This is a genomic window from Butyrivibrio sp. AE2032 (assembly GCF_000702965.1).
In genome coordinates, this window is sequence record NZ_JNLF01000006.1 from 150,162 (window position 1) to 174,344 (window position 24,183).

Genomic DNA, 24,183 nt, shown 5'->3' on the forward strand with positions numbered 1-24,183 from the left:
ATGGGAAAGTTAAATGAGCAGAAAGAATATTGTAGCGGTAGTGGGCCGTCCCAATGTGGGAAAATCCACACTCTTTAATGCTCTGGCGGGATCAAGGATCGCAATTGTCCAGGATACTCCCGGAGTTACAAGAGACAGAATCTATCAGGATGTGGAGTGGCTTAATCACAGCTTTACTCTCATCGATACAGGTGGTATTGAGCCGGATTCTAAGGATGTTATCCTGTCTCAGATGAGAGAACAGGCTCAGATAGCCATTGACACAGCCGATGTTATTATTTTTATGGTTGATGTTAAGCAGGGACTGACTGATTCTGATGCCAAAGTAGCTGATATGCTTAGGCGTTCAGGAAAGCCAATAGTTCTTTGTGTCAATAAGGTTGATAACTTTAACAGGGATTCTCTTGACGTTTATGAATTCTATAATCTGGGTATTGGAGAGCCCTTCCCGATTTCTGCAGCAAATAAGCAGGGAATTGGTGACCTTCTGGAGGAGGTTGTAAGCCACTTCAAGAAGGATTCAACCACAGAGGAAGAGGATGATTCCATCAAGGTAGCCATTATTGGTAAGCCAAATGTAGGAAAGTCCTCAATTATCAACAGGCTTATTGGTGAGAACAGACTTATAGTATCGGACATCGCCGGAACCACAAGAGATGCCATTGATACTGAAGTAAAGCATGACGGAAAGAAGTACGTATTTATTGATACTGCAGGACTTCGTAGAAAGAACAAGGTTAAGGATGCTCTTGAGCACTATATGATAGTCAGAACTGTTGGGGCAGTTGAGAGAGCAGACATTGCAGTCCTTGTTATAAATGCTGAGGAAGGCGTAACGGAGCAGGATGCAAAGATAGCAGGAATTGCTCATGAGAGCGGAAAAGCTGTTATTATAGCAGTCAACAAGTGGGACCTTATTGAGAAGGACAACCACTCAGTAAAGGAATTCACGAAGGATATCAGAAATACTCTGGCATTTATGAACTATGCCGAGATAATGTTCATATCAGCAGAGACCGGACAAAGGCTTGTCAAGCTCTATGATATGATCGATATGGTCAGCGAGAATCACGCTCTTCGTGTTTCTACAGGAGTACTTAATGAGATTATGACCCAGGCTGTTGTTATGCAGCAGCCCCCAAGTGATAAGGGTAAGATCCTTAAGCTCTATTACATCACTCAGGCATCAGTTAAGCCGCCAACCTTTGTAATATTTGTAAACGATAAGAACTTAATGCATTTCAGCTATACCAGATATATTGAGAATCAGATTAGGGAGGCCTTTGGTTTCAAGGGCACACCTTTGAGATTTATAATCAGGGAGAGAAAAGAGGACAAATAGTATGGAAAGAGTATTATGTTTACTGATCGGCTATGCTTTGGGGCACTTTCAGACTGCTGTTATATACGGTAAGCTGAAGGGCGTAGATATCAGAAAAGTTGGGAGTGGAAATGCCGGAACAACCAATACCTTGAGGGTAATGGGGGCAAAGGCAGGATTGATCGTACTTTTAGGGGATATGCTTAAGTGCATGCTGGCTATATTTATAACTTATCTGCTCTTTGGAAAGAACCATCCTGAGCTTATAGTTCTTTATATGACCTACACTGCAGCCGGCTCTGTACTTGGACATGATTTTCCTCTTCATTTACATTTTAAAGGTGGTAAGGGAATTGCATGTACTGCGGGTTACACCATTTACCTTGGAATACAGTACACTCCACTGTTTATTCTGATGGGAGTAGTTTCCTTCTTCCTTCCGTTAAACCTGTGCCATATCGTTTCAGTATGCAGCCTTTGCTACTATTCATGCCTTTTTATAATGACTGTCGTTTATGGTCAGATGGGACTGTTTGGAGCTCCACAGGGAGCACTTATTGAAGTTTACGTAATACTCTTTATTTTGACAGCTCTTGCATTTTATCAACACAGAGGAAATATCAAGAAGCTCCTTGCTGGTAATGAACGCAAGACATATATCTTTAAGAAGAATAAGGTGGACTAATGGAAGAAAACCTGAGAAAAAAAATAGGGATTATTGGAGCAGGAAGCTGGGGCATTGCCCTGGCTTATGTTCTGTCTGAAAACGGACATGATGTAACAATCTGGTCAAGAAGTGAAGCCTCTGTTCAAAAGCTTCGTACTTACAGGGAAAATGAGGATAAGCTTCCCGGCGTTAAGCTTAAGGACAGTGTCAAATTTACCTGCAATATGGAGGAAGCTGTTTCAGGAAAAGAGATTTTGGCCCTGGTAATTCCTTCTGCTCATATGAGGGAGACAGTAAAACTTATGGTGCCATATATGCCCAAGGATGATGAGGATCAGCCTGTGATCGTAAATTGCACCAAGGGAATCGAGGAATCATCCCTTATGGTTATGTCAGATGTTATCCTTGATGAGCTACCCGGAAGCAAAGTCTGCGTCCTTTCCGGACCTTCCCATGCGGAGGAAGTTGGTAAAGCAATGCCTACAACAATAGTGGTAGGAGCTTTTGATAAGGATACAGCAAAGCTTGTTCAGAATGTATTTATGAACGATTTCTTCAGAGTATATATAAGTTCTGACATGCTTGGAATCGAGATAGGAGCAGCACTTAAGAATGTCATTGCTCTGGCTGCAGGAATCGCAGATGGTTACGGCCTTGGTGACAATGCAAAGGCTGCACTTATAACCAGAGGAATTGCAGAGATGGCCCGTCTTGGCGTGGCTATGGGCGGAAAATATGAAACCTTTTCAGGCCTTTCAGGTATAGGTGATCTGGTTGTTACCTGTGCTTCCATGCATTCACGAAATCGTCGTGCCGGCATTTTGATTGGTCAGGGTAAGTCTATGGATGAAGCTATGGCTGAAGTTAAAATGGTTGTCGAGGGAGTATACAGCGCCAAGGCAGCCTATGCACTTTCCAGGAAGTATGAAATTGAGATGCCACTTGTACAGGCAGTAAATGAGATTCTTTTTGATGGCCGAAAGCCCGGAGAAGTTATTCAGGAGCTTATGATCAGGGATAGGAAGATAGAAAATACATCTCTGGACTGGTAATTCTATTGCGCTATTGGTCGTACTATGCTAGTATGACCTTAAATAAATATTCATTGATATGCAGAGTAGACGTTAGAGCGTTAAGTGCCCGGTGAACAGGGAGTTGTCACTGGGACGAAGGGAGTTATCCCGCGGTTTTAATGTCGCATCCCGCTGCTACATCGAACATCTTCACCTCCGATGTGGTTAAAGGAAACTGCAAAGGAGGTGTTTTTATGTCTAAAAATTCAACAGTGTTACAAAAATCTAAACTTCCAACCCTGTCAAAGCTTTCAGATGTTAAGGTCCTTTGCTTTTGTGGCATGATGGGTGCACTGGCTATAGTCCTTGGCTATATTGCCACCATCAAGATCGGACAGTACATCAGAATTGGCTTTTCAGGTCTTCCGAATCAGGTTGTTGATTATCTCTTTGGACCATGGATTGGAGCAATCTTTGGTGGAGCAATGGATATCATCAAATGGTTTGCGTCAGGAGATGGTAACTTCTTCCCGGGCTTTACCATTACAGCTATGCTTGGCGCTGTAATTTATGGCTTTTTTCTCTATAATAAGCCTGTGAAGATTGTTAATATAGTTATTTCTCAGCTTCTTGTTAAGATCATCTGCAATATTGGGCTTAACACATTGTGGCTTAATATGTTGTACGGACAGGCTTTCAAGGCTATCCTTCCGGGACGTATTTTGTCTAATGCCATTATGCTTCCAATTGACTGCTTTATCATGTTTGCAATGCTGAAGGTTGTAAGCAAGGTGATAAAGCCACACTTTTCGTGATATCGTCTTGACAAGAAAGAATGAAGAAAATAAAATAAATCAAGTAAAGGCGATGACCGGAACAAGTAGCAGATTCAGACTGACAACAGAGAACAGCCGGCTGGTGAGAGGCGTAGTTAAGTGAATTTGTGAATACATCCGTGAGCTGCACGGAAGAATAACTTTTTTCTGGAGTTTAGTAAGCTGTGACGACTGCCGGGGCGTTACTTCGGAAGAGTATAAAGACTCAATGTATGGGTTGGAGTACTTGTTGAGGCGTATGGTGTGAGCCATGCGTGAATGAAGGTGGTAACACGATTAAACTCGTCCTTCGTGATCATTAACTGATTGCGAAGGACTTTTCTTTTGCAAAAGAGCTTTCGCAATCACACACTTAGGAGGTGCATTATGCAGATTTTTGAGGAACTTAAGGCAAGAGGCCTTATTGCTCAGGTAACAGACGAAGAGCAGATAAGAGATCTTGTCAACAATGGAAAGGCAACTTTCTACATCGGCTTTGACTGTACAGCTGATTCGCTTACAGCTGGTCATTTCATGGCTCTGACTCTTATGAAGAGACTTCAGGAAGCTGGAAACAAGCCAATTGCTCTTATTGGTGGTGGGACAACCATGATCGGAGATCCTTCAGGTCGTTCCGATATGAGAAAGATGCTTACAAGAGAAGATATTGATCACAACGCTGAGTGCTTTAAGCGTCAGATGGAAAAGTTCATTGACTTCGGTGAAGGAAAGGCCATGATGGTCAATAATGCTGACTGGCTGCTTAATCTGAACTACATTGAGCTTCTTAGAGAGGTAGGAGCATGCTTTTCAGTTAATAACATGCTTCGTGCTGAGTGCTATAAGCAGCGTATGGAGAAGGGACTTTCCTTCCTTGAGTTTAACTATATGATCATGCAGTCTTACGATTTCTACTACATGTTCCAGAAATACGACTGCAACCTTGAGTTCGGTGGAGATGACCAGTGGAGTAATATGCTGGGTGGAACAGAGCTTATCAGAAGAAAGCTTGGTAAGGACGCTCATGCAATGACAATCACTCTTCTTACAGACTCTAACGGAAACAAGATGGGTAAGACAGCAGGAAACGCTGTATGGCTTGATCCTAACAAGACATCACCATTTGATTTCTACCAGTACTGGAGAAACGTAGGGGATGCTGATGTAGATAAGTGTCTTAAGATGCTCACATTCCTTCCGATCGAAGAGATTCTTGAGATGGAGAAGTGGGATGGTTCTCGTATCAACGAGAAAAAAGAGATCCTTGCATTTGAGCTTACATCTCTTGTTCACGGTAAGGAAGAGGCTCAGAAGGCTCAGGACGGCGCAAGAGCACTGTTTGCAGGTGGCGGAGACATGGCTAATGTTCCATCTGTTGCTCTTAAGGAAGAGGATTTCAGAGATGGAGTTGTTGATATCCTTCAGGTTCTTGTTTCAGCAGGTCTTTGCGCAACCAGAAGCGAAGCTCGTCGTGCAGTTGAGCAGGGCGGAGTAACATTTGCTGACCAGAAAGTCACAGATGTTAAGGCTACATACAACAAGGATACCTTTGCCGAAGGAGTTATGGTTAAGAAGGGCAAAAAATCCTTTAAGAAAGTTACTTTATAACTTTTTAGGTGTATACAACTTGTAATTTCGGGTAATAAAAAAGAGCTTAAAATCATGCAAGCATGATTTAAGCTCTTTCTTTTACTCTATATCACTAATATTACTCGCCAAATACTGCAAGATAATCCTTCTGGAACTTCTCGATACCCTGATCTGTAAGAGGATGATGTGTCATCTGCTCAATTACCTTGTAAGGTACAGTAGCGATGTCGGCACCTGCAAGAGCACAATCAGTAACATGCATAGGATGACGGATTGATGCAGCGATGATCTCTGTCTGAATGTTGTGGATGTTGAAGATCTCAGCAACCTCTGAAATAAGGTCTGTACCACGAACACTGATGTCATCAAGTCTTCCAAGGAATGGGCTAACGAAAGCAGCGCCGCTTCTTGCAGCAAGAAGAGCCTGGTTAGCTGTGAAGATAAGTGTCATATTAACCTTGATTCCCTCAGCAGCTAGAGTGTGGCAAGCCTTAAGTCCCTCAACTGTCATAGGAATCTTAACTACCATATTCTTGTGAAGCTTTGCAATCTCTCTACCTTCAGCAATCATGCCTTCAGCATCAACTGTGGTAGCCTTAACCTCTCCGCTGATAGGTCCGTCAACGATAGAAGCAATCTCTTTTACTACCTCATAAACATCGCGGCCTTCCTTCGCAATAAGAGAAGGATTTGTTGTAACACCACAAATAACCCCCATGTCATTTGCTTTTCTGATCTCATCAATATTGGCTGTGTCAATAAAGAATTTCATTTTATCTGCTCCTTTTATAAGTGTTTTTAGTTCCAAATCATATAATACCATTATTTGGTTAATTTACTATAGAAATATTGCTCAGTTTCTGTCATTTATTGCTTTGACAATTTGAACTTTTTTTATTTTGTGGTATGATTGTTAGGCTTAAAAAAGTGGAGGAGGGCAATACTTTGGAGAAAAAGATCAAGATTAAGTACTTTAATGACAAGCTGGAAAGGCTTCAGTACATCGATGGGAAGTCTGATTGGATAGACCTTCGCAGTGCAGAGGATGTTGATCTTAAAGAGGGTGAATTCCACCTGATACCTCTTGGTGTTGCCATGGAGATTCCTGAAGGCTATGAAGCTCATGTGGTTCCAAGAAGCTCAACCTTCAAGAATTTCGGAATAATCCAGGCCAATCACATGGGTGTTATTGATCATTCCTATCGCGGAGACAATGATCAGTGGTTTGTTCCTGTAATTGCCATGAGGGATACCCATATAGGATTTAATGACCGTATTGCCCAGTTCAGGATAATGGAGAACCAGCCCACAATTCTTTTTGAGGAATGTGAGCATTTGGAAGGTTCTGACAGAGGCGGTTTTGGCTCCACCGGGACAAAATAATAGAAATACTAATAATAAAAGAGGAATTACAAATGACTAAAATTCGCACAAGATATGCTCCAAGTCCTACAGGACGTATGCATGTTGGTAACTTACGTACAGCTCTTTATGCTTACCTTATCTCTAAGCATGAAGGTGGAGACTACATCCTTAGAATTGAGGATACTGATCAGGAGAGATATGTAGAGGGTGCAACAGATATCATCTACAGAACTCTTAAGGAAACAGGTCTTATTCATGATGAAGGTCCCGATATCGGAGGCCCTGTTGGCCCTTATGTTCAGAGTGAGAGACAGAAGGCCGGAATCTACATGCAGTATGCAAAAGAGCTTGTGGATAAGGGCGAGGCATATTACTGCTTCTGCGACGAAGAGAGACTTAAGACTCTTGTTCAGAAGATTGAAGTAGATGGTGAGGTAAAAGAGATCAGCGTTTACGACAAACACTGTCTTCACCTTTCAAAGGAAGAGGTTGAGAAAAACCTTGCTGAGGGAAAGCCTTTTGTTATCAGACAGAATAACCCTACAGAGGGAACAACAACCTTCCATGATGAGCTCTACGGAGATGTAAGTGTTGAGAATAAGGAGCTTGACGACATGATCCTTATCAAGTCTGATGGCTATCCTACATATAACTTCGCTAATGTTGTTGATGACCATCTTATGGGTATCACACATGTTGTTCGTGGTAATGAGTATATTTCTTCATCACCTAAGTACAACAGACTCTATGATGCCTTTGGCTGGGAAGTTCCTAAGTACATTCACTGCCCACTTATCACTGACGAGGAGCATCATAAGCTTTCAAAGAGATCCGGTCATTCATCTTTTGAGGATCTTATCGAGCAGGGCTTTGTTCCTGAGGCAGTAGTTAACTTTGTTGCACTTCTTGGTTGGTCTCCTGAAGATAATAGCGAGATCATGAGCCTTCAGGATCTCATCGAAAAGTTTGACTATAAGCGTATCAACAAGTCTCCTGCGGTATTTGACTATACAAAGCTCAAATGGATGAACGGCGAGTATCTTAAGAAAATGGACGAGGAAGTTTTCTTTGAGGAGGCAAAGCCTTATCTCGAGAAGGCTATTTCCAAGCCTCTTGATCTTAAGAAGATCTCCAATATGGTGAAGACAAGAATTGAGATCTGGCCTGATATTGCACCTATGGTTGATTTCTTTGATGAGCTTCCAGAGTACGACACAGCAATTTATGCCCACAAGAAGATGAAGACCAATGAAGAGACATCTCTTGCAGTATTAAAAGAGGTTCTTCCACTTCTTGAGGCCCATGATGATTATACAAATGATTCTCTGTATGCACTTCTTTCTGATTACATCAAGGAGAAAGAGTACAAGAATGGATATGTTCTCTGGCCTGTAAGAATTGCTGTTTCCGGAAAAGAGATGACTCCTTGCGGAGCAACTGAGCTGATGGAAGTCATTGGCAAAGAAGAGACCATTAAGAGAATTAAAAAAGGAATTGAGTTACTTGAAAAATAAAGATTTCAATGCCGCTCAGCTGAAGGCCATTCAGCATGATACGGGTCCAGCCATGGTACTGGCCGGACCCGGAAGCGGCAAAACAGCAGTAATTGTCGAGAGACTGCGCTATTTGATTGAGGAACGTCAAGTATTGCCTTCATCAATACTTGTTATAACCTTTACCAAGGCTGCAGCCATCGAAATGCAGTACCGATTTATGAAGCTCACGGATAGTTCTTATCCCGATGTTTCTTTTGGAACATTTCATTCTGTTTTCTATAACATCTATCGGAGTAGTTCCTCCAAAAAAGATTCCCGGATTTCTATAGCAACTGAGAGTTTTAAATATGAAATGATTAGAGATATTCTTTCTTCTTTGAGGGTGGGGAGAATTATTGGCAACGAAGAATATGAAGATTGTCTTGAAGAGATTTCTGAGATCATTTCTGAAATATCAAGAATCAAAAATATGGCTCTTTCTCCAGATCAATGCAGTCAGAGCCTGACAATAAAGCATTGTTTCAAAGATGTCTTTGAAGGCTACAGCAAAGCTTTGATTGAATTTGGGAAGATTGATTTTGATGACATGATTGAAAGGTGTTATCAGGTCCTTTTAAATAACCCTGGAATTCTGGTAAATTGGCAAAAGAGATTTAAGTACATCCTTATTGATGAGTACCAGGACATAAATCCGATTCAATATAAAGTTGTGAGGCTATTGGCCGGGGATTCCCCTAATTTATTTACTGTGGGAGATGATGATCAGTCAATTTATGGATTTAGGGGTTCTGACCCGGGGATAATGCTTAAGTTTAGGGAAAGCTTTGCCGATAATGCTCCACAGATGATCAACCTTAACATTAACTACCGTTGCGGAAAAGAAATACTGGAAAATGCTCTGAAGGTAATAGATGAAAACAATGTGAGATTTAAAAAAGACCTTAAGGTCGATGCCGCTAATGGACTGGGAAAGGTAGTTGCAAGATGCTATAAGGATAAAAAGAAACAGTCTGAAGCAATTGTGGGCTTTCTTCAAAAACACTTACAGGATCTGTCTGATATAGCAATCTTATGCAGAACAAATTCAGAGGCTCTGCAGATTGCCGGAGTTCTTAAAGAAAATGGCATCCCTTCAAATCTTGAAGATAAGAAAAAGAGTTTTCTTTTGGATAAGGGGGTTAGCCTATGCATCGAATATATCTCTTTTGCCTATAACGGGCATAAAAGAAGTGATTTCTACAAGATAGTGAATCAGCCAATGAGGTATATTTCAAGAGAGTCAGCCTCTATGGAGACAGTTTGTGAGCAGGATGTCATAAGATTCTATAAGGGTAATAAAGAAAGACAAAAGAAGGCAAAAGAATTCTTTGCAAGCATAAGCATGATCGAACACCTAAGACCGTCACTGGCTGTTCGATATATAAGGAAAAATATTGGGATTGACAAGTTGTTTCCTGGAAGCATGAAAGAACTTGATTATTTTTCAGAATATGCCAGTGCTTTTGAAACAAACAGATTATTACTTGATGACATTAGAAAGAAATTGGAAGATGAAAAAGAAAAGAGTAATGTGGGCAAAAAGAAGAATCTTTCGGGAAACAGGGTTAAGCTTCTTACAATGCATGGATCTAAGGGACTTGAATTCAATATCGTCTGGCTCCCGGATCTTAATGAAGGAATTATTCCCTCAAGAAATGCAACTGAAATGGCCCAGATAGAAGAAGAGCGCCGTATGCTCTATGTGGCTATGACAAGAGCAAAGCAGGCGCTCATAATGAGTTATGTTACCGGAAACAAGGAAAATCCTATGCTTCCCTGTAGGTTCCTTCGGCCCATAAAAGATTTATGGGATATTAATTATGGGAAAGATCAAAGATCTTCTGACTCTTCTTCAGGTAAATCTACCAGTTCGTCAAATTCAGCGTCATCAAGGTAGAGATCAAAGGCTTCAGTAACCTTTTCGTAGACATCATCGTCTTCAATATTGCCAAGTTCGGGCTCTCCATCAGGGGAATTTAAGATAAATTCATAGAACCAAACGTTTCCGTCATTATTCTGACCGTTTTCATCCAGTGGAAGGAGAACGATATAATCCTTTGAATCAACGGTAAGAACGATCATAAGAGCACAGGTTACGACCTGACCTCCGTCCAGTTCTACATCTACAGTACTCTGCTCACCATTTTGAATCTTGGTGTTCCAATCAGTAGCTATTTTAGAAAATTCCATACAGGCCTCCTCAAATAGTGAATTTTTCAATACATATATGCTAAGTATAGCATAAATACAGATAGTTTTGGTGCATCTAAGGTCCAAATGTGATAGAATATTGTGTCGTATGATAAAAATCATGGGAAAATAGGTGCAAAATGACGCAAAAGATCAGAATCTGCAAGGAAAAACCATATCCTTTAGGCTGCTATATTGATTATGACAGAAGCCTTATTGTCCGCAGTGTCTTTAAAGATAACAAACATTGTGGAATCACACTTTACCCTTCTGACCCTAAATCCAAGCTGGAGCCTCTGAAAATTGAGCTTCCAAAGGATGTTAAAAGAGGTGGTATCTACTCGGCAAGGATACAGGGAATTGAGAATATTGCTGACTATGGCACTTATAATTATTTTGCAGATGATGAGTTTTTCTGTGATCCATACGCCAAACAGCTTTTTGGCCTTGAGAAATTCGGTAAGGATGTTCCGGACTGCGATATTAGGGCCAAGCTTGATAATAAAGCTGATCTAAAGACCTCCAATCATGTTTTTGACTGGGAAGGTGACGACAATAACTTTATTCCGTATGAAGATTCTTTTGTCTATCTGCTTCATGTCAGAGGCTTTACAAAAAGTCCAAGTAGCGGAGTATCCTCTGGGGCAAGAGGAACTTTTTCCGGAATAATAGAAAAGATTCCATATCTTAAATCTCTTGGGGTTACAGCGGTAGAGCTGATGCCTTGCTATGAGATGAATGAAATTGAGAATCCATATAAAAAATCAGACAGAAGAATTGCTAAGCCTTTGTATTCAAAGGATGGTAGCATATCCGACAAGAATCAGGTTAATCTAAAGCTTAATTTCTGGGGCTATAAGAAGGGTTATTACTTTGCTCCCAGGTCTTCCTACTGCGCAGATCCTTCAGACTGCGAGAATGAATTTAAGCGTTTTGTTAAGACAATGCATGAAAATGGCCTTGAAGTAATCATGCAGTTTTACTTTGAAGAGGATGAGAGTGGAACACTTATTATTGATGCCCTCAGGTTCTGGAGATGCACCTATCACGTTGATGGTTTCCATTTAAAGGGAAGCGTTCTTCCAATTAAGCTTATTACTAACGAGCCTCTTTTTACAGATATAAAGGTTTGGTATGAATGGCTTGATTACAATGGCATTTATAAGGGTGAGGCTCCTTCTCAAAGGCTCCTTGCGGATTATAACAATGCATTTCTTTATAACAGCAGAAGGTTCTTAAAGAGCGATGATAATACGGCTTCAGATTTTATGAAGTCCATGATAGCCAATGGTACTGATCATGGCATCATCAATTACCTTTGCGATTATGAGGGCTTCAGGCTCTTTGACCTGGTTTCCTACGAGCATAAGCACAACGAGGAAAACGGTGAGAACAACAAGGATGGCACTGATAATAACCTTAGCTGGAACTGTGGAATTGAGGGAAGAACAAGGAAAAATGACATTCTTTCCCTTCGAAAGAAACAGATAAAGAATGCGCTGACCATGCTTTTCTTCTCCCAGGGAACCCCTATGATCTTCTCCGGAGACGAGTTTGGAAACAGCCAGGGCGGTAATAATAACCCATACTGTCAGGACAACGAGACTGGCTGGGTTGACTGGAAGGCCCTTGATAGAAACAGAGACATCTTTGACTATGTCTTATTCCTTTCTAAATTCAGATTTGGTAACAGGATTCTTCATGAAAAGGAACCCTTTAAGCTAATGGATTATATTTCCTGTGGCTATCCTGACCTTTCCTGCCACGGTAGAGAGGCCTGGAGACCTGACCTGTCAGGGCACTCACATCTTCTGGGAATGCTTTTCTGCGGCCTTTATGAGAAGGAAGATAAGGAAAAGAGCTTTATCTATGTATCCTTTAATATGCACTGGACTCCACAGGAGATGGCGCTTCCAAAGCTTCCGGAAGGATATAAGTGGAAGCTGGTTTCCGATACAGATGAAAGAGGACTTAAGCCTTCTCAGGTTAAGAAAAAGACTGCTGTTGGCGTAAAAGAGGTGTTCACAGAGCTTTTGGCTGACAGATCAGCAAGAATATACATTAGCGTTATTGATAAAAATTTTAAAAAGAAAGTTACAGGTCGTAAAAAATAATGGAAACATTTGATGTTATTGAGAAATTTTTAAGATATGTGAAGATTGATACCCAGTCCGATGATACAACCGGAACATCTCCTTCAACAATGAAGCAGCATGATCTGGCAAAGCTCCTTAAGGGGGAACTTGAAGAGATAGGTGCCAGTGAGGTTTACTATGACACTGAGCACTGCTATGTTTACGCCTCAATTCCTGGAAACAGTGGCAATGCAGAAAGCCCGGCTCTTGGCTTTATTGCTCATATGGATACCTCTGATGAGGTTTCCGGTAAAGATGTAAAGCCAAGGATTGTAGAAAACTATGACGGACAGGACATTTCCCTTAACGCAGATACAGTTCTTTCTCCCAAGGATTTCCCTGAACTTAAGAATCATGTAGGAGAAGATCTGATCGTTACTGATGGAAACACACTACTTGGTGCAGATGACAAGGCAGGCGTTGCCGAGATCATGACGATGGCTCAGACGCTTATAAAGAATCCAGAGATTAAGCACGGAGACATCAAGATAGCTTTTACTCCTGATGAGGAGATAGGTGAGGGAACTGCCTTTTTTGATATTCCAAGATTTGGTGCTAAATACGCCTTTACCGTTGATGGCGGTAAGCTTGGCGAGCTTGAATATGAGAACTTCAATGCTGCAGAGGGTGTGATCAAGGTTAATGGAAGAAGCGTTCATCCCGGCGATGCCAAGGGTAAGATGGTCAACGCATCCCTTATCTGTTATGAGTTTGACAGCCTTTTACCTGAGGACCAGAAGCCTATGTACACAGAAGGCAGGGAAGGATTCTTCCACCTTACTGAGATAAATGGTTCTACAGAATCTGCCAAGGCAAGCTATATCATAAGAGATCATGATGAAGCTCTTTTTGCTAAGAAAAAAGAACTGTTCCTGGCTGCTGCAGATTATCTTAACAAGAAATACGGTGAGGGCACTGTAGAAGTAACTGTAAGAGACCAGTACTTCAATATGATCGAGAAGATCCGCCCTCATATGCATCTTGTTGATAATGCCAAGAAAGTTATGACAGATCTTGGTATCGCAGCAATTGATAAGCCTATCAGAGGTGGCACAGACGGCGCATCTCTATCATACAAAGGACTTCCATGTCCAAACCTTTGCACTGGTGGATACAACTATCATGGCAGGTACGAGTACGCTTCAATACAGGAAATGAGAAAATGCGTAGATATCCTTCTTGGAATTGTTGACGCATACAAGTAATAGATTTAAGGAAAGAGTTATTTAATGAGTATCAATATTTTAAACAGTAATAAAAATGATGTTAAGGACGCTGAGTCTTTAAAGCAGCTTGAATTTATAGAACAGGCAAAAGAAAAAGTTGCTGCCCTTGAAAAGAATCTTGGACGTAAACCCACTGCCTGCGTTGTTACATTTGGTTGTCAGATGAATGCCAGAGATTCAGAAAAGCTCTTGGCAATTCTTAAACTTGCAGGTTATGAGGAAGTTGAAACTGAGGATGCAGATTTTGTCATTTACAACACCTGCACAGTAAGAGATAACGCTGACCAGAGAGTCTATGGAAGACTTGGCCAGTGCAGTAATTTCAAGAAAAAGAATCCTCATATGAAGATCGCTATCTGTGGCTGCCTTATGCAGGAGCAGTCTGCAGTTGAGAAGATACAAAAGAGTTATAGATTTGTTGATCTGATTTTCGGAACTCACAATATTTATAAGTTTGCTGAACTTCTTAATACTACCCTGGATTCAGACAGAATGATAATCGATATATGGAAGGAAACTGACAAGATTGTTGAGGACCTTCCTGTTATGAGAAAGTACCCATTTAAGTCCGGCGTAAACATTATGTTTGGCTGCGACAATTTCTGTACCTACTGTATCGTTCCCTATGTAAGAGGACGAGAGAGAAGCAGATCTCCTAAGGACATTATCAGAGAGTGCGAGAAGCTTGCTGCTGATGGCGTTAAGGAGGTTATGCTCCTAGGTCAGAATGTTAATTCTTATGGTTTTGATTTTGAAGAAGGAGATTCCAATAAGATTACCTTTGCTGAGCTCCTTAAGATGGTATGCGAGGTTGAAGGTATTGAGAGAGTTCGTTTCATGACTCCTCATCCAAAGGATTTTTCTGATGATGTAATTGATGTGATCGCTGCAAATCCTAAGATCGCAAGACATATTCACCTTCCTCTTCAGGCAGGAAATAATGAGATTCTTAGAAGAATGAATCGTAAGTATACCAAGGAGCAGTTCATTGATCTTGCAATGAAGATCCGTGAACGCATCCCGGACGTTGCCATTACTACAGATATCATCGTTGGCTTCCCGGGAGAATCTGCAGCTGACGTTGATGACACAATAGATGTTATCAAGCAGGTGAAATTTGATAATGCCTTCACCTTCATCTACTCAAAGCGTACAGGAACTCCAGCCGCTTCCATGCCTGACCAGGTTCCCGAGGAAGAAGTAAAGGTAAACTTCGACAAACTCCTTAAAGTAGTTCAGGACACAGCCAAGGAGCAGGCAGAAAAGCTTCAGGGCAGGACAGAGAGAGTATTAGTCGAAGGCGTTAATGAGCATGATGCAGCTCTTTTAACAGGAAGAATGTCGAACAACACTCTTGTTCACTTCCCTGGCGATGAAGCTCTTATTGGTTCTTTTGTGGATGTTTCACTGGACGAATGCCACGGCTTTTACTACATGGGAACGATGAGATAATTTGAACAATACTAGATTGGAGACATGCCCCCGTGGATCACACGTTGATTGATAATGTTGATATATCCCAGGTTTCCCCTATGATGCAGCACTATATCCAGACCAAGCTGGAATATAAGGACTGTATCCTGTTTTACAGATTGGGGGACTTTTACGAGATCTTTTTTGATGATGCACTTGTTGCTTCAAAAGAACTTGAACTGACACTTACAGGTAAGGCCTGTGGCCTTGAAGAGAGAGCTCCCATGTGCGGAGTTCCTTTTCATGCTGTGGAGACCTACCTGAATAAGCTGGTTTCAAGGGGCTATAAGGTGGCTATCTGTGAGCAGATGGAGGACCCTAAGCTTGCAAAGGGCATTGTTAAAAGAGATGTTACAAGAATAGTAACACCCGGAACAAACCTTAATATGCAATCCCTTGAGGAGAGTAAGAATAATTACCTTATGTGTATTTTCTACGCTCCTGATAATATCGGTATTTCTGTAGCGGATGTTACCACAGGAGATTATTACCTTACTGAGGTTGATTCCTTAAGGCTTGTGATGGATGAGATCGGGAAGTATACACCCTCTGAGATCATCTGCAATAATGCTTTTGAATTCTCCGGAGCCGATCTTGATGAGATCAGAAACAGGCTTCAGATATTTATAAATCCGATAGATGACAGGTACTACGATGAGGAAGGCTGTAAGAGGCTTCTTATGAAGCACTTTAAGGTTTCATCTCTTATCGGCCTTGGAATAGATGATTTTCCTTATGGAATTGTGGCTTCCGGAGCACTGCTTCAGTATCTTATCGATATGCAGAAGTCTGATATCAGCAATATCACCCATATCTATCCGTATCTCACCAGTAAATATATGCTTCTTGACAGTTCCACAAGGCGTAATCTTGAACTTGTGGAGACCATGAGGGATAAGCAAAAGAGAGGTACACTTCTTTGGGTGCTTGATAAGACAAAGACTGCCATGGGTGCCAGAATGCTAAGAGGCTTTATAGAACAGCCTCTTGTTGATGGTCAGGAAATCCTTCTTAGGCAGAATGCAGTTGAAGCCCTTACAAAGAACGTGGTTACCAGGGAGGAAGTCAGGGAATATCTTAATCCTGTTTATGACCTTGAACGTCTTATGTCCAAGATCATATTTAAGACTGCCAATCCCAGAGATCTTCTCGCATTTAGGAATTCCATCAAGATGATCCCTGCTATTATCACAGCTCTTTTAGATGTAAGCACAGACCCCGGGATCAGCAAAATTGCTGATGATCTGGATCCCCTTACCGACATCTATGACCTTATAGATAAATCCATCGTTGAGGAGCCTCCACTTGTAATTAAGGAAAGCGGTATTATCAAGGAAGGCTTTGACGCTGATATTGATCACTTCAGAGAAGCCGGAACCAATGGTAAACAGTGGCTTGCTCAGATGGAGGAGGAAGAGAAGGAAAAGACCGGAATTAAAAACCTTAGGATCAAGTACAGCAATGTATTTGGCTATTCCTTTGAGGTTACCAATTCCTTTAAGGACAAGGTCCCTGACTATTTCATCAGAAAGCAGACTCTTACTAACTGCGAGAGATATACAACACCAAAGTTAAAAGAGCTTGAGGACACAATCTTAAATGCTCAGGATAAGCTCAATAACCTTGAGTATGAGATGTTCTGTAAGATACGTGACTCCATTGGAATGGAGATCGACAGGATACAGACTACCGCAAAGGCACTGGCTCTTTTGGATGTATTTGCATCCCTTGCCCATGTGGCTGAAAGAAATCATTACGTAAAGCCCACCCTTAACGAAAAGGGGCTTATCAATATCAAGAATGGCCGCCATCCCGTGGTGGAGCGTATGCTTGACGCATCAGATATGTTCATATCTAACGACACTTATCTGGACAATAAAAAGCACTGTATCTCAATAATTACCGGACCTAATATGGCCGGAAAATCAACCTATATGAGGCAGACAGCCCTTATAGTACTTATGTGTCAGATCGGAAGTTTTGTTCCCGCAGACTCTGCTGACATGTGCGTTGTGGACAGAATATTTACAAGAGTTGGAGCTTCTGACGACCTTGGAAGCGGACAGTCAACTTTCATGGTTGAGATGAATGAGGTTGCCAATATCCTTAGAAATGCCACACCAAATTCTCTTTTAATTCTTGATGAGATTGGAAGAGGAACCAGTACCTATGATGGTCTGGCTATCGCCTGGGCAGTGACCGAGCACATCAGTAACAGAAGGTTCCTTGGCGCCAAGACTCTTTTTGCAACCCATTACCACGAGCTTACTGAGCTTGAGGGCAAGATGGACAATGTAAACAACTATTGTATTGCTGTTAAAGAAAATGGCGATGATATTGTCTTTCTTCGTAAGATCGTCAAAGGTGGTGCAGATAAGAGCTATGGAATCCAGGTAGCAAAGCTTGCTGGCGTTCCAGACATGGTAATAGACAGGGCAAAAGAGATAGTTGCTGAACTTACGGATAATGATATCACAGAAAAAGTTCAGAGTATTGCCAAGGATAACAGGAGCGACAAAAAGGTTAAGGTTAAACACTACGACGAGGTTGATACCAACCAGATGTCCCTTTTTGACACGGTTACAGATGAAGACGTTTTAAAAAGGCTTCAGGAGATTGATATCACAACTCTCACTCCAATGGATGCATTAAACACTCTGTACAAGCTTCAGAGTGATCTTAAGAACAGGTGGAAAAGCTGATGGCATTTATCAATGAACTTGATAAAAACACAATAGATCAGATTGCTGCAGGTGAAGTGGTTGAGCGCCCTGCCAGTGTGGTAAAAGAGCTGGTTGAAAACGCCATAGATTCAGGAGCTACCGCGGTTACTGTTGAGATCAAGGGCGGCGGAATTGATATGATAAGGGTTACGGACAATGGTTCCGGAATCGAAAAGACTCAGATCCGAAAGGCTTTTAAGAGACATGCTACCAGTAAGCTTAAGAGCATTGAAGACCTCTTTTCCATCCATTCCCTTGGTTTCAGAGGAGAAGCTCTTTCAAGTATTTCCTCTGTTGCTCAGGTGGACATGATAACTAAGACAAAGGATGAGCTTGTTGGAACAAGGTATTGTATAAATGGCGGCGATGAGGCTGCTTTTGAGGATATCGGAGCACCCGAAGGAACAACACTCATAATTAGAAATCTCTTTTACAATACTCCTGCAAGAAAGAAATTTCTTAAGACACCCCAGACGGAAGGCAGCTACATTGGGGATGTAATGGAGCATATGGCCCTGGATAATCCAACGGTTTCGTTCCATTACATAAACAACAAGGACGATAAGTTTTCTACATCAGGAAATGGGGATCTTAAGGAAATCATCTACAGGATTTACGGAAGGGATATTTCGGTAAGCCTTATTCCTATCAATGTTGCAGATAAGGGCTATATCCTTGAAGGATATCTTGGTGAGCCATCCATAAACAGATCCAACAGAAACTATGAGATATTCTTTGTCAATGGAAGATATATCAAGGATAAGGTAATGTCAAAAGCTCTGGAAGAGGGATATAAGCAGTATCTTATGATGCATAAGTTTCCTTTTGCAGTGCTTCACCTTAGAATGGATCCATCTTGCGTGGATGTAAATGTTCATCCAGCCAAGATGGAAGTCAGGTTTAACGACCAGATTGGACTTTCAGAATTTATCAGGGTTAATGTTGAGAATACACTTCGCCAGCATGAGATGATCCCTGATGCACTTCTTGGTGAGGATGAGCCTGTTTCTAAGAGCAGCGCTGTCGGTTTTGGAAGTGGTGATGGAAACGTAGAAGGCGGAAACGATTCTTTTCCTGGAAATGACACTTCAAATGGTAGCGACGAAAAATCATCCATTTCTGCTCCTAAAACTGCTGCACCTCAGCCTTTTGAGAGACTTCGTTTTGAACAGCACAAGATAAGCGAAGATACTCCTGTTTATGCCCATGGCGTAAAGGCAGAGCCTATAAAGATCGAGGACAGTAATAAGTCTGCTGTATGGACCAGGATATTTGGCGATTCTGATGGCTCTATCGCTGAAAAAAGTGAGCATCCTTCACCCATCATCAAACAGGAAGAAGCTATTGTCGTAGAAAAGCCGATGCAGCTTAATCTCTTTGACGAGAAAGTGCTGACTAAAGATAACGTGAAGGAATATGAGATCCTGGGCCAGATATTTGGCACCTACTGGATCATTGCCTTTAAGGACAAGATGTTCCTTGTTGATCAGCATGCAGCTCATGAAAAGATCAACTACGAGCGCATGATGAAGCGCTATAAGAATGGAGAGATGTTGTCTCAGATGGTGAATCCACCTGTTATTGTAGCGCTTACAAGTTCTGAGGAAGAGCTTTTCCTTCAGTACAGACAGTATTTTGAAAAGCTTGGATTTAATATTGAGAACTTCGGTGGCAGGGAATATGCCATGAGAGCTATTCCGATTGATCTTTTTGGCTGTGATTCAGAAAAGGATATGTTCCTTCAGATCCTGGATGAACTATCCCATGAGACCAATCTTGAACGAACACCGGATGTGATAAACTATAAGATAGCAAGTATGGCTTGTAAGGCTTCGGTAAAGGGGAACACCAAAATGAGCTATGCTGAGATGGAAGCTCTTTTGGACGAGCTTCTCACCCTTGAAAATCCATACAATTGCCCTCATGGAAGACCAACTATCATATCCATGAGCAAGTATGAGATTGACAAGAAGTTTAAGAGAGTTGTTGAGTAATGGAAAAGCAAAAACTCATTGTACTGACAGGACCTACGGCTGTTGGAAAGTCAAAGCTTTCCATAGCACTGGCTAAGACTATTGGCGGAGAGATCATCTCCGCTGATTCTATGCAGGTCTACAAATACATGAATATTGGTACTGACAAGATCAGTCCTGAGAAGATGGATGGTGTTCCCCATCATCTGATTGATTTTCTTGAGCCTTCAGAGGATTTCAACGTTTTTGAATTCCAGAAGCTTGTTAAGGAATCGATAGAAGATATTGCTTCAAGAGGACATGTTCCGATTATAGTAGGTGGAACAGGATTCTATATTCAGGCTGTTCTCTACGATATTGATTTTACTGAGACTGATGAGGATGATTCCTATCGAAAAGAGCTTGAAAGGCGGGCTTTGACTGTAGGTGTTCACGTGCTTCACGAAGAGCTAAGGGCAGTAGATCCTGAGTCAGCTGAAGCAATCCATGAGAATAATTCCAAGCGTGTTATCAGGGCCCTTGAGTATTATAAAAAGACCGGAAGACCAATATCGCAGCACAATAAGGAACAACGTGAACGAACATCTCCATATGATTTTAAGTATTTTGTTCTGACGGATGACAGAGAAGTTCTCTATTCAAGGATAGATAAGCGTGTGGATCTTATGATAGAGGAAGGACTTGAAGCAGAGGTAAAAGAGCTATCAAAACTTGGAATTCCAAGAACAGCTACTTCCATGCAGGGCTTGGGATATCGTGAGATGTTTGGATATCTGGATGGTGAATATGACCTTGACAGGGCCATTTACCTGATAAAACGTAACACAAGACATTTTGCCAAAAGGCAGCTTACCTGGTTTAAACGTGAAGAAGACGTTATCTGGATAGATAAAAGAGACTTTGACCGGGATGAAGAAAAGATTTTGAAAGAGATAGTAAGGATTTATGAACAGTAAGATTTACGAAGAACTTGGAATATCAAAGAAAGTATATGATTTTGGAGAGGAGATTCTCTCATCTTTAGAGGAACGCTTTAAGAAGATTGATGAAAATGCAGAGTTCAATCAGCTTAAGGTCCTTAAGGCAATGCAGGATAATAAAGTTAGTGAAGCATGTCTTCTTGGTACAACAGGCTATGGTTATAATGACATTGGAAGAGAAAAGCTTGAGGCAGTATATGCTTCAGTTTTCCATACGGAGGACGCTCTGGTCCGCCCACAGATCACCTGTGGGACCCATGCTCTGGCACTTGCTCTCATGAGTAACCTTCGTCCCGGAGACATGCTCTTTTCCCCTGTAGGAAAGCCCTATGATACTCTTGAGGAAGTAATAGGTATCAGGCCATCAAAGGGAAGTCTTAAGGAGTATGGCATCGACTATACACAGGTGGATCTTTTGCCTGACGGAAGCTTTGACTTTGACGGAATACGAAAATCTCTTTTAGATAATGACAATATAAAACTTGTTACCATTCAGCGTTCAAAGGGCTATCAGACAAGGCCTACACTTTCTGTTACAAGAATAGGAGAGCTGATCAGCTTTATTAAGGAGATTAAACCATCTGTAATCTGTATGGTTGATAACTGCTATGGAGAGTTTGTAGAGACTATAGAACCTACTGATGTGGGCGCTGATATGGTTGTTGGATCACTTATAAAGAACCCAGGCGGCGGACTTGCTCCAATTGGTGGTTATATTGCCGGAAAGAAGGAATGTGTTGAAAATGCTGCCTTCAGGCTCACTTCACCGGGTCTTGGAAAAGAGGTTGGAGCTTCTCTGGGAATTTTGCCTCAGTTCTATCAGGGATTTTTCTTGTCACCAACTGTTACTGCTTCAGCACTTAAGGGCGCTATTTTCGCAGCTAACATTTATGAAAAGCTCGGTTTTGATGTGGTTCCAAACGCAACAGAGGAGAGACACGATATAATCCAGGCCGTAACCTTTGGAAAGCCTGAGGGAGTAATAGCATTTTGTGAGGGAGTCCAGGCAGCTGCTCCTGTGGACAGCTTTGTTGCTCCTGAGCCCTGGGATATGCCTGGCTATGATGCTCAGGTTATCATGGCAGCCGGTGCCTTTGTTTCAGGTTCATCTATCGAACTTTCTGCAGATGGTCCAATTAAGGAGCCCTATAGCGTATTTTTCCAGGGGGGACTTACCTGGCCACACGCCAAGCTTGGTATTCTTAAGACTTTGCAAAAGCTTGTGGATAAAGGTTTGGTTGTGTTATACTAATTAATTGTAAAATTATGCTTATTAAGCTATAAGGAGGCTGTTTTGGCTAATATATTTGGAATTGATCTTGGTACAAGTAATATCAAGATTTACAACAGAGATGAGGACGGACTTACAGTAGAAAAGAACATGATTGCCATTGAGAATAAGACAAATGTCTTTGCTTATGGTAATTCAGCATATGATATGTATGAGAAGGCTCCTGATAAGATAAAGATTTCTTATCCTCTTAACAGCGGCGTTATTGCTGATATCGAGCATATGGAGACTTTGGTAAAGCTCTTTATAACAGATCAGATGAAGGGATCTGTAAAGCCTTGTGAGGTATATATTGCTGTACCTAAGGATGTAACAGAGGTAGAAAGAAGAGCTTTTCACGATCTTATCAATGACGCAGGCATCAAGGCTAAGAAGATCATGATGGTTAAAAAGCCACTGGCTGACGGCCTTGGAATGAATGTTGATGTCATGAACTCCCAGGGTGTTCTGGTGGTTAACGTTGGTTATGATACCACAGAGATTTCTATCCTTTCTCTTAGAGGCATCGTTGTAAGTAAGCTTATTAAGGTTGGTGGAAAGAAGTTTGATGAGTCCATCAGAAACGTGATCAGAAAAGAGTTTGGACTTCTTATTGGTGAGAAGACTTCTGAGAACGTTAAGATTTCTCTTAAGGACTTTGAAAAAGAGGGCAAGGATGCTGTTGTTTACGGAAGAGACATTGTTACAGGACTTCCTGTTGAGAGACAGATCCCTACAGATCTAATCAATCAGTCCCTTATCGAGAACTTCGATGCGATCCTTGACAATATCAAGGCTGCTCTTGAGAAGACTCCACCGGAACTTGCTGCAGATATCTTCAAGCATGGTCTTTACCTGACAGGTGGAGCATCACAGGTATGCCATCTGGCTCAGCGTCTTTCAAATGGTGTAGGCCTCAACGTTAATATTGCAGAAAATCCTGTCGGTTCTGTTGCCATGGGACTTGCAAAGATCATCAGAGAAGATCAGTACAAAGCTCTTGCATATGGAATAGAAGAGGACAAATAAATGAGTCCTATTGTAAGGAGAAGAGGAGAAGAATTTACACTTCCAAGTAAATATCTCCTCTTTATTTTAACAATCCTCTGTGTAGGAACTATAATCATAACATTTAACACCAGCTTGTTTACTGGACCACTGAACTCCTTCGCTGGTGTTTTTGTTGTGCCCTTTCAAAAGGGAATCACTACGGTGGGTTCATTTTTACAGGACACAACAGATAAGCTGTCATCTATTACAAGGCTTCTTGATGAAAACGAGAAGCTCAAGGCTCAGATTGATGAGCTTACTGTGGCTAATACCAACTTAGAGCAGGAAAAGTATGAACTTACTGAGCTAAGAAACCTCTACGAACTGGATGCCCAGTATGAGGAATACCAAAAGACCGGGGCCAGGATCATTGCCAAAGACGCAGGAAACTGGTATCACTCCTTTGTAATTGACAAAGGCTCTGATGATGGCATACAGACTGATATGAATGTAATTGCCGGTGGAGGTCTTGTTGGAAGAGTAATAGACGTTGGCCCAGATTGGGCTAAGGTACAGTCAATCATAGCTGATAATGCTGCTGTTAGTGGTATGGTTCTTGCTTCTTCAGATAATCTTATAGTTTCCGGAGATCTTGAACTGTACAGGCAGGGTTATATCAGTTTTTCCAAGCTTGTTGATGACGCAGATAAGGTTAGTATCGGTGACAAGGTTGTTACCTCTAATATCAGCGATAAGTATCTTCCCGGAATATTGATTGGTTATATCTCCACAATTGATGCGGATTCCAATAACCTGACCAAGTCAGGAAGGATCACACCTGCTGTGGATTTTGAACACATGAACGAAGTACTTGTTTTACTGGATCAGAAGAAGAACATAGGTAACTAAGGTATATT

At 41.5% G+C, this 24,183-nt stretch carries 19 protein-coding genes, 1 riboswitch and 1 other annotated feature; of the genes, 17 read left to right on the forward strand and 2 right to left on the reverse strand.

The window, feature by feature from the left end; genetic code table 11:
* Positions 1-13 precede the first annotated feature (13 nt).
* The 5 genes from der to tyrS all read left to right on the forward strand — a co-directional run bounded on the left by der (position 14) and on the right by tyrS (position 5,424).
* Positions 14-1,342, forward strand: a complete 1,329-nt coding sequence (gene der, locus BO18_RS28930) for a ribosome biogenesis GTPase Der (protein ID WP_034452131.1) — start codon at positions 14-16, stop codon at positions 1,340-1,342.
* A 1-nt stretch (position 1,343) separates the two neighbouring features.
* Positions 1,344-2,006, forward strand: a complete 663-nt coding sequence (locus BO18_RS28935) for a glycerol-3-phosphate acyltransferase (RefSeq protein ID WP_034452134.1) — start codon at positions 1,344-1,346, stop codon at positions 2,004-2,006.
* Positions 2,006-3,040 carry an NAD(P)H-dependent glycerol-3-phosphate dehydrogenase gene (locus BO18_RS28940; protein WP_034452135.1) on the forward strand — a complete coding sequence of 345 codons (1,035 nt, stop codon included), beginning with the start codon at positions 2,006-2,008 and terminating at the stop codon, positions 3,038-3,040. The genes BO18_RS28935 and BO18_RS28940 overlap by 1 nt, the downstream gene beginning before the upstream one ends.
* A 59-nt stretch (positions 3,041-3,099) precedes the next feature.
* Positions 3,100-3,198, forward strand: a riboswitch (THF riboswitch).
* 57 nt (positions 3,199-3,255) lie between these two features.
* Positions 3,256-3,816 carry a folate family ECF transporter S component gene (locus BO18_RS28945; RefSeq protein WP_051689284.1) on the forward strand — a complete coding sequence of 187 codons (561 nt, stop codon included), beginning with the start codon at positions 3,256-3,258 and terminating at the stop codon, positions 3,814-3,816.
* A gap of 43 nt (positions 3,817-3,859) precedes the next feature.
* Positions 3,860-4,130, forward strand: a binding site (T-box leader).
* A gap of 73 nt (positions 4,131-4,203) precedes the next feature.
* Complete coding sequence (gene tyrS, locus BO18_RS28950) at positions 4,204-5,424, forward strand: tyrosine--tRNA ligase (RefSeq protein WP_034452136.1); 1,221 nt, start codon at positions 4,204-4,206, stop codon at positions 5,422-5,424.
* Positions 5,425-5,524: 100 nt separating this feature from the next.
* Here tyrS and fsa read toward each other — a convergent pair whose 3' ends face one another.
* On the reverse strand, positions 5,525-6,178 hold the full coding sequence (gene fsa / locus BO18_RS28955) for a fructose-6-phosphate aldolase (RefSeq protein WP_034452137.1): 654 nt from the start codon (positions 6,176-6,178) through the stop codon (positions 5,525-5,527).
* 173 nt (positions 6,179-6,351) lie between these two features.
* On the opposite strand from fsa, the gene BO18_RS28960 reads away from it, so the two are divergent.
* From BO18_RS28960 to BO18_RS28970, 3 genes are read left to right on the forward strand one after another with little or no spacing between them, the layout of a single operon-like run.
* Positions 6,352-6,789, forward strand: a complete 438-nt coding sequence (locus BO18_RS28960) for a dUTP diphosphatase (RefSeq protein WP_034452138.1) — start codon at positions 6,352-6,354, stop codon at positions 6,787-6,789.
* Positions 6,790-6,821: 32 nt separating this feature from the next.
* Complete coding sequence (gene gltX / locus BO18_RS28965; protein WP_034452140.1) at positions 6,822-8,285, forward strand: glutamate--tRNA ligase; 1,464 nt, start codon at positions 6,822-6,824, stop codon at positions 8,283-8,285.
* The gene (locus BO18_RS28970; RefSeq protein WP_185752629.1) at positions 8,227-10,203 is read left to right on the forward strand and encodes an ATP-dependent helicase; all 1,977 of its coding nucleotides are present in this window, start codon (positions 8,227-8,229) and stop codon (positions 10,201-10,203) included. The genes gltX and BO18_RS28970 overlap by 59 nt, the downstream gene beginning before the upstream one ends.
* On the opposite strand, the gene BO18_RS28975 is transcribed toward BO18_RS28970, so the two are convergent.
* On the reverse strand, positions 10,137-10,496 hold the full coding sequence (locus BO18_RS28975; protein ID WP_051689286.1) for a DUF1292 domain-containing protein: 360 nt from the start codon (positions 10,494-10,496) through the stop codon (positions 10,137-10,139). The genes BO18_RS28970 and BO18_RS28975 overlap by 67 nt on opposite strands.
* 140 nt (positions 10,497-10,636) lie before the next feature.
* On the opposite strand from BO18_RS28975, the gene BO18_RS28980 reads away from it, so the two are divergent.
* From BO18_RS28980 to mreC, 9 genes are all read left to right on the forward strand, one after another.
* Positions 10,637-12,610 carry an alpha-amylase family glycosyl hydrolase gene (locus tag BO18_RS28980; RefSeq protein ID WP_034452143.1) on the forward strand — a complete coding sequence of 658 codons (1,974 nt, stop codon included), beginning with the start codon at positions 10,637-10,639 and terminating at the stop codon, positions 12,608-12,610.
* Positions 12,610-13,836: a peptidase T gene (pepT, locus tag BO18_RS28985; protein WP_034452145.1), complete on the forward strand. Its 1,227-nt coding sequence runs from the start codon at positions 12,610-12,612 to the stop codon at positions 13,834-13,836. The genes BO18_RS28980 and pepT overlap by 1 nt, the downstream gene beginning before the upstream one ends.
* 24 nt (positions 13,837-13,860) lie before the next feature.
* The gene (gene miaB, locus BO18_RS28990; protein WP_034452146.1) at positions 13,861-15,309 is read left to right on the forward strand and encodes a tRNA (N6-isopentenyl adenosine(37)-C2)-methylthiotransferase MiaB; all 1,449 of its coding nucleotides are present in this window, start codon (positions 13,861-13,863) and stop codon (positions 15,307-15,309) included.
* 80 nt (positions 15,310-15,389) lie between these two features.
* A complete protein-coding gene (gene mutS, locus BO18_RS28995) occupies positions 15,390-18,032 on the forward strand; it encodes a DNA mismatch repair protein MutS (RefSeq protein WP_034452550.1) in 2,643 nt (880 codons plus the stop codon).
* On the forward strand, positions 18,032-20,047 hold the full coding sequence (gene mutL, locus BO18_RS29000; RefSeq protein ID WP_034452148.1) for a DNA mismatch repair endonuclease MutL: 2,016 nt from the start codon (positions 18,032-18,034) through the stop codon (positions 20,045-20,047). The genes mutS and mutL overlap by 1 nt, the downstream gene beginning before the upstream one ends.
* Complete coding sequence (gene miaA, locus BO18_RS29005) at positions 20,047-20,982, forward strand: tRNA (adenosine(37)-N6)-dimethylallyltransferase MiaA (RefSeq protein ID WP_034452150.1); 936 nt, start codon at positions 20,047-20,049, stop codon at positions 20,980-20,982. Before mutL ends, miaA begins: the two co-directional genes overlap by 1 nt.
* Complete coding sequence (locus BO18_RS29010) at positions 20,972-22,258, forward strand: methionine gamma-lyase family protein (protein ID WP_034452152.1); 1,287 nt, start codon at positions 20,972-20,974, stop codon at positions 22,256-22,258. Before miaA ends, BO18_RS29010 begins: the two co-directional genes overlap by 11 nt.
* 42 nt (positions 22,259-22,300) lie before the next feature.
* Positions 22,301-23,305, forward strand: a complete 1,005-nt coding sequence (gene mreB, locus BO18_RS29015) for a rod shape-determining protein (RefSeq protein ID WP_034452154.1) — start codon at positions 22,301-22,303, stop codon at positions 23,303-23,305.
* Entirely contained in the window at positions 23,306-24,175 is an 870-nt protein-coding gene (gene mreC, locus BO18_RS29020; protein WP_034452157.1) for a rod shape-determining protein MreC, read from the forward strand.
* Positions 24,176-24,183: the final 8 nt, after the last annotated feature.

What these genes read in the sequence shown, in the direction of transcription:
- mutS (WP_034452550.1), top strand. Translation starts at nt 15,390, where the DNA reads ATGATGCAGCACTATATCCAGACCAAGCTGGAATATAAGGACTGTATC.
- pepT (WP_034452145.1), top strand. Translation starts at nt 12,610, where the DNA reads ATGGAAACATTTGATGTTATTGAGAAATTTTTAAGATATGTGAAGATT.
- miaB (WP_034452146.1), top strand. Translation starts at nt 13,861, where the DNA reads ATGAGTATCAATATTTTAAACAGTAATAAAAATGATGTTAAGGACGCT.
- fsa (WP_034452137.1), bottom strand. Translation starts at nt 6,178, where the DNA reads ATGAAATTCTTTATTGACACAGCCAATATTGATGAGATCAGAAAAGCA.
- der (WP_034452131.1), top strand. Translation starts at nt 14, where the DNA reads ATGAGCAGAAAGAATATTGTAGCGGTAGTGGGCCGTCCCAATGTGGGA.
- BO18_RS28940 (WP_034452135.1), top strand. Translation starts at nt 2,006, where the DNA reads ATGGAAGAAAACCTGAGAAAAAAAATAGGGATTATTGGAGCAGGAAGC.
- BO18_RS29010 (WP_034452152.1), top strand. Translation starts at nt 20,972, where the DNA reads ATGAACAGTAAGATTTACGAAGAACTTGGAATATCAAAGAAAGTATAT.
- BO18_RS28975 (WP_051689286.1), bottom strand. Translation starts at nt 10,496, where the DNA reads ATGGAATTTTCTAAAATAGCTACTGATTGGAACACCAAGATTCAAAAT.
- mutL (WP_034452148.1), top strand. Translation starts at nt 18,032, where the DNA reads ATGGCATTTATCAATGAACTTGATAAAAACACAATAGATCAGATTGCT.
- BO18_RS28935 (WP_034452134.1), top strand. Translation starts at nt 1,344, where the DNA reads ATGGAAAGAGTATTATGTTTACTGATCGGCTATGCTTTGGGGCACTTT.
- tyrS (WP_034452136.1), top strand. Translation starts at nt 4,204, where the DNA reads ATGCAGATTTTTGAGGAACTTAAGGCAAGAGGCCTTATTGCTCAGGTA.
- mreC (WP_034452157.1), top strand. Translation starts at nt 23,306, where the DNA reads ATGAGTCCTATTGTAAGGAGAAGAGGAGAAGAATTTACACTTCCAAGT.
- BO18_RS28945 (WP_051689284.1), top strand. Translation starts at nt 3,256, where the DNA reads ATGTCTAAAAATTCAACAGTGTTACAAAAATCTAAACTTCCAACCCTG.
- BO18_RS28980 (WP_034452143.1), top strand. Translation starts at nt 10,637, where the DNA reads ATGACGCAAAAGATCAGAATCTGCAAGGAAAAACCATATCCTTTAGGC.
- gltX (WP_034452140.1), top strand. Translation starts at nt 6,822, where the DNA reads ATGACTAAAATTCGCACAAGATATGCTCCAAGTCCTACAGGACGTATG.
- miaA (WP_034452150.1), top strand. Translation starts at nt 20,047, where the DNA reads ATGGAAAAGCAAAAACTCATTGTACTGACAGGACCTACGGCTGTTGGA.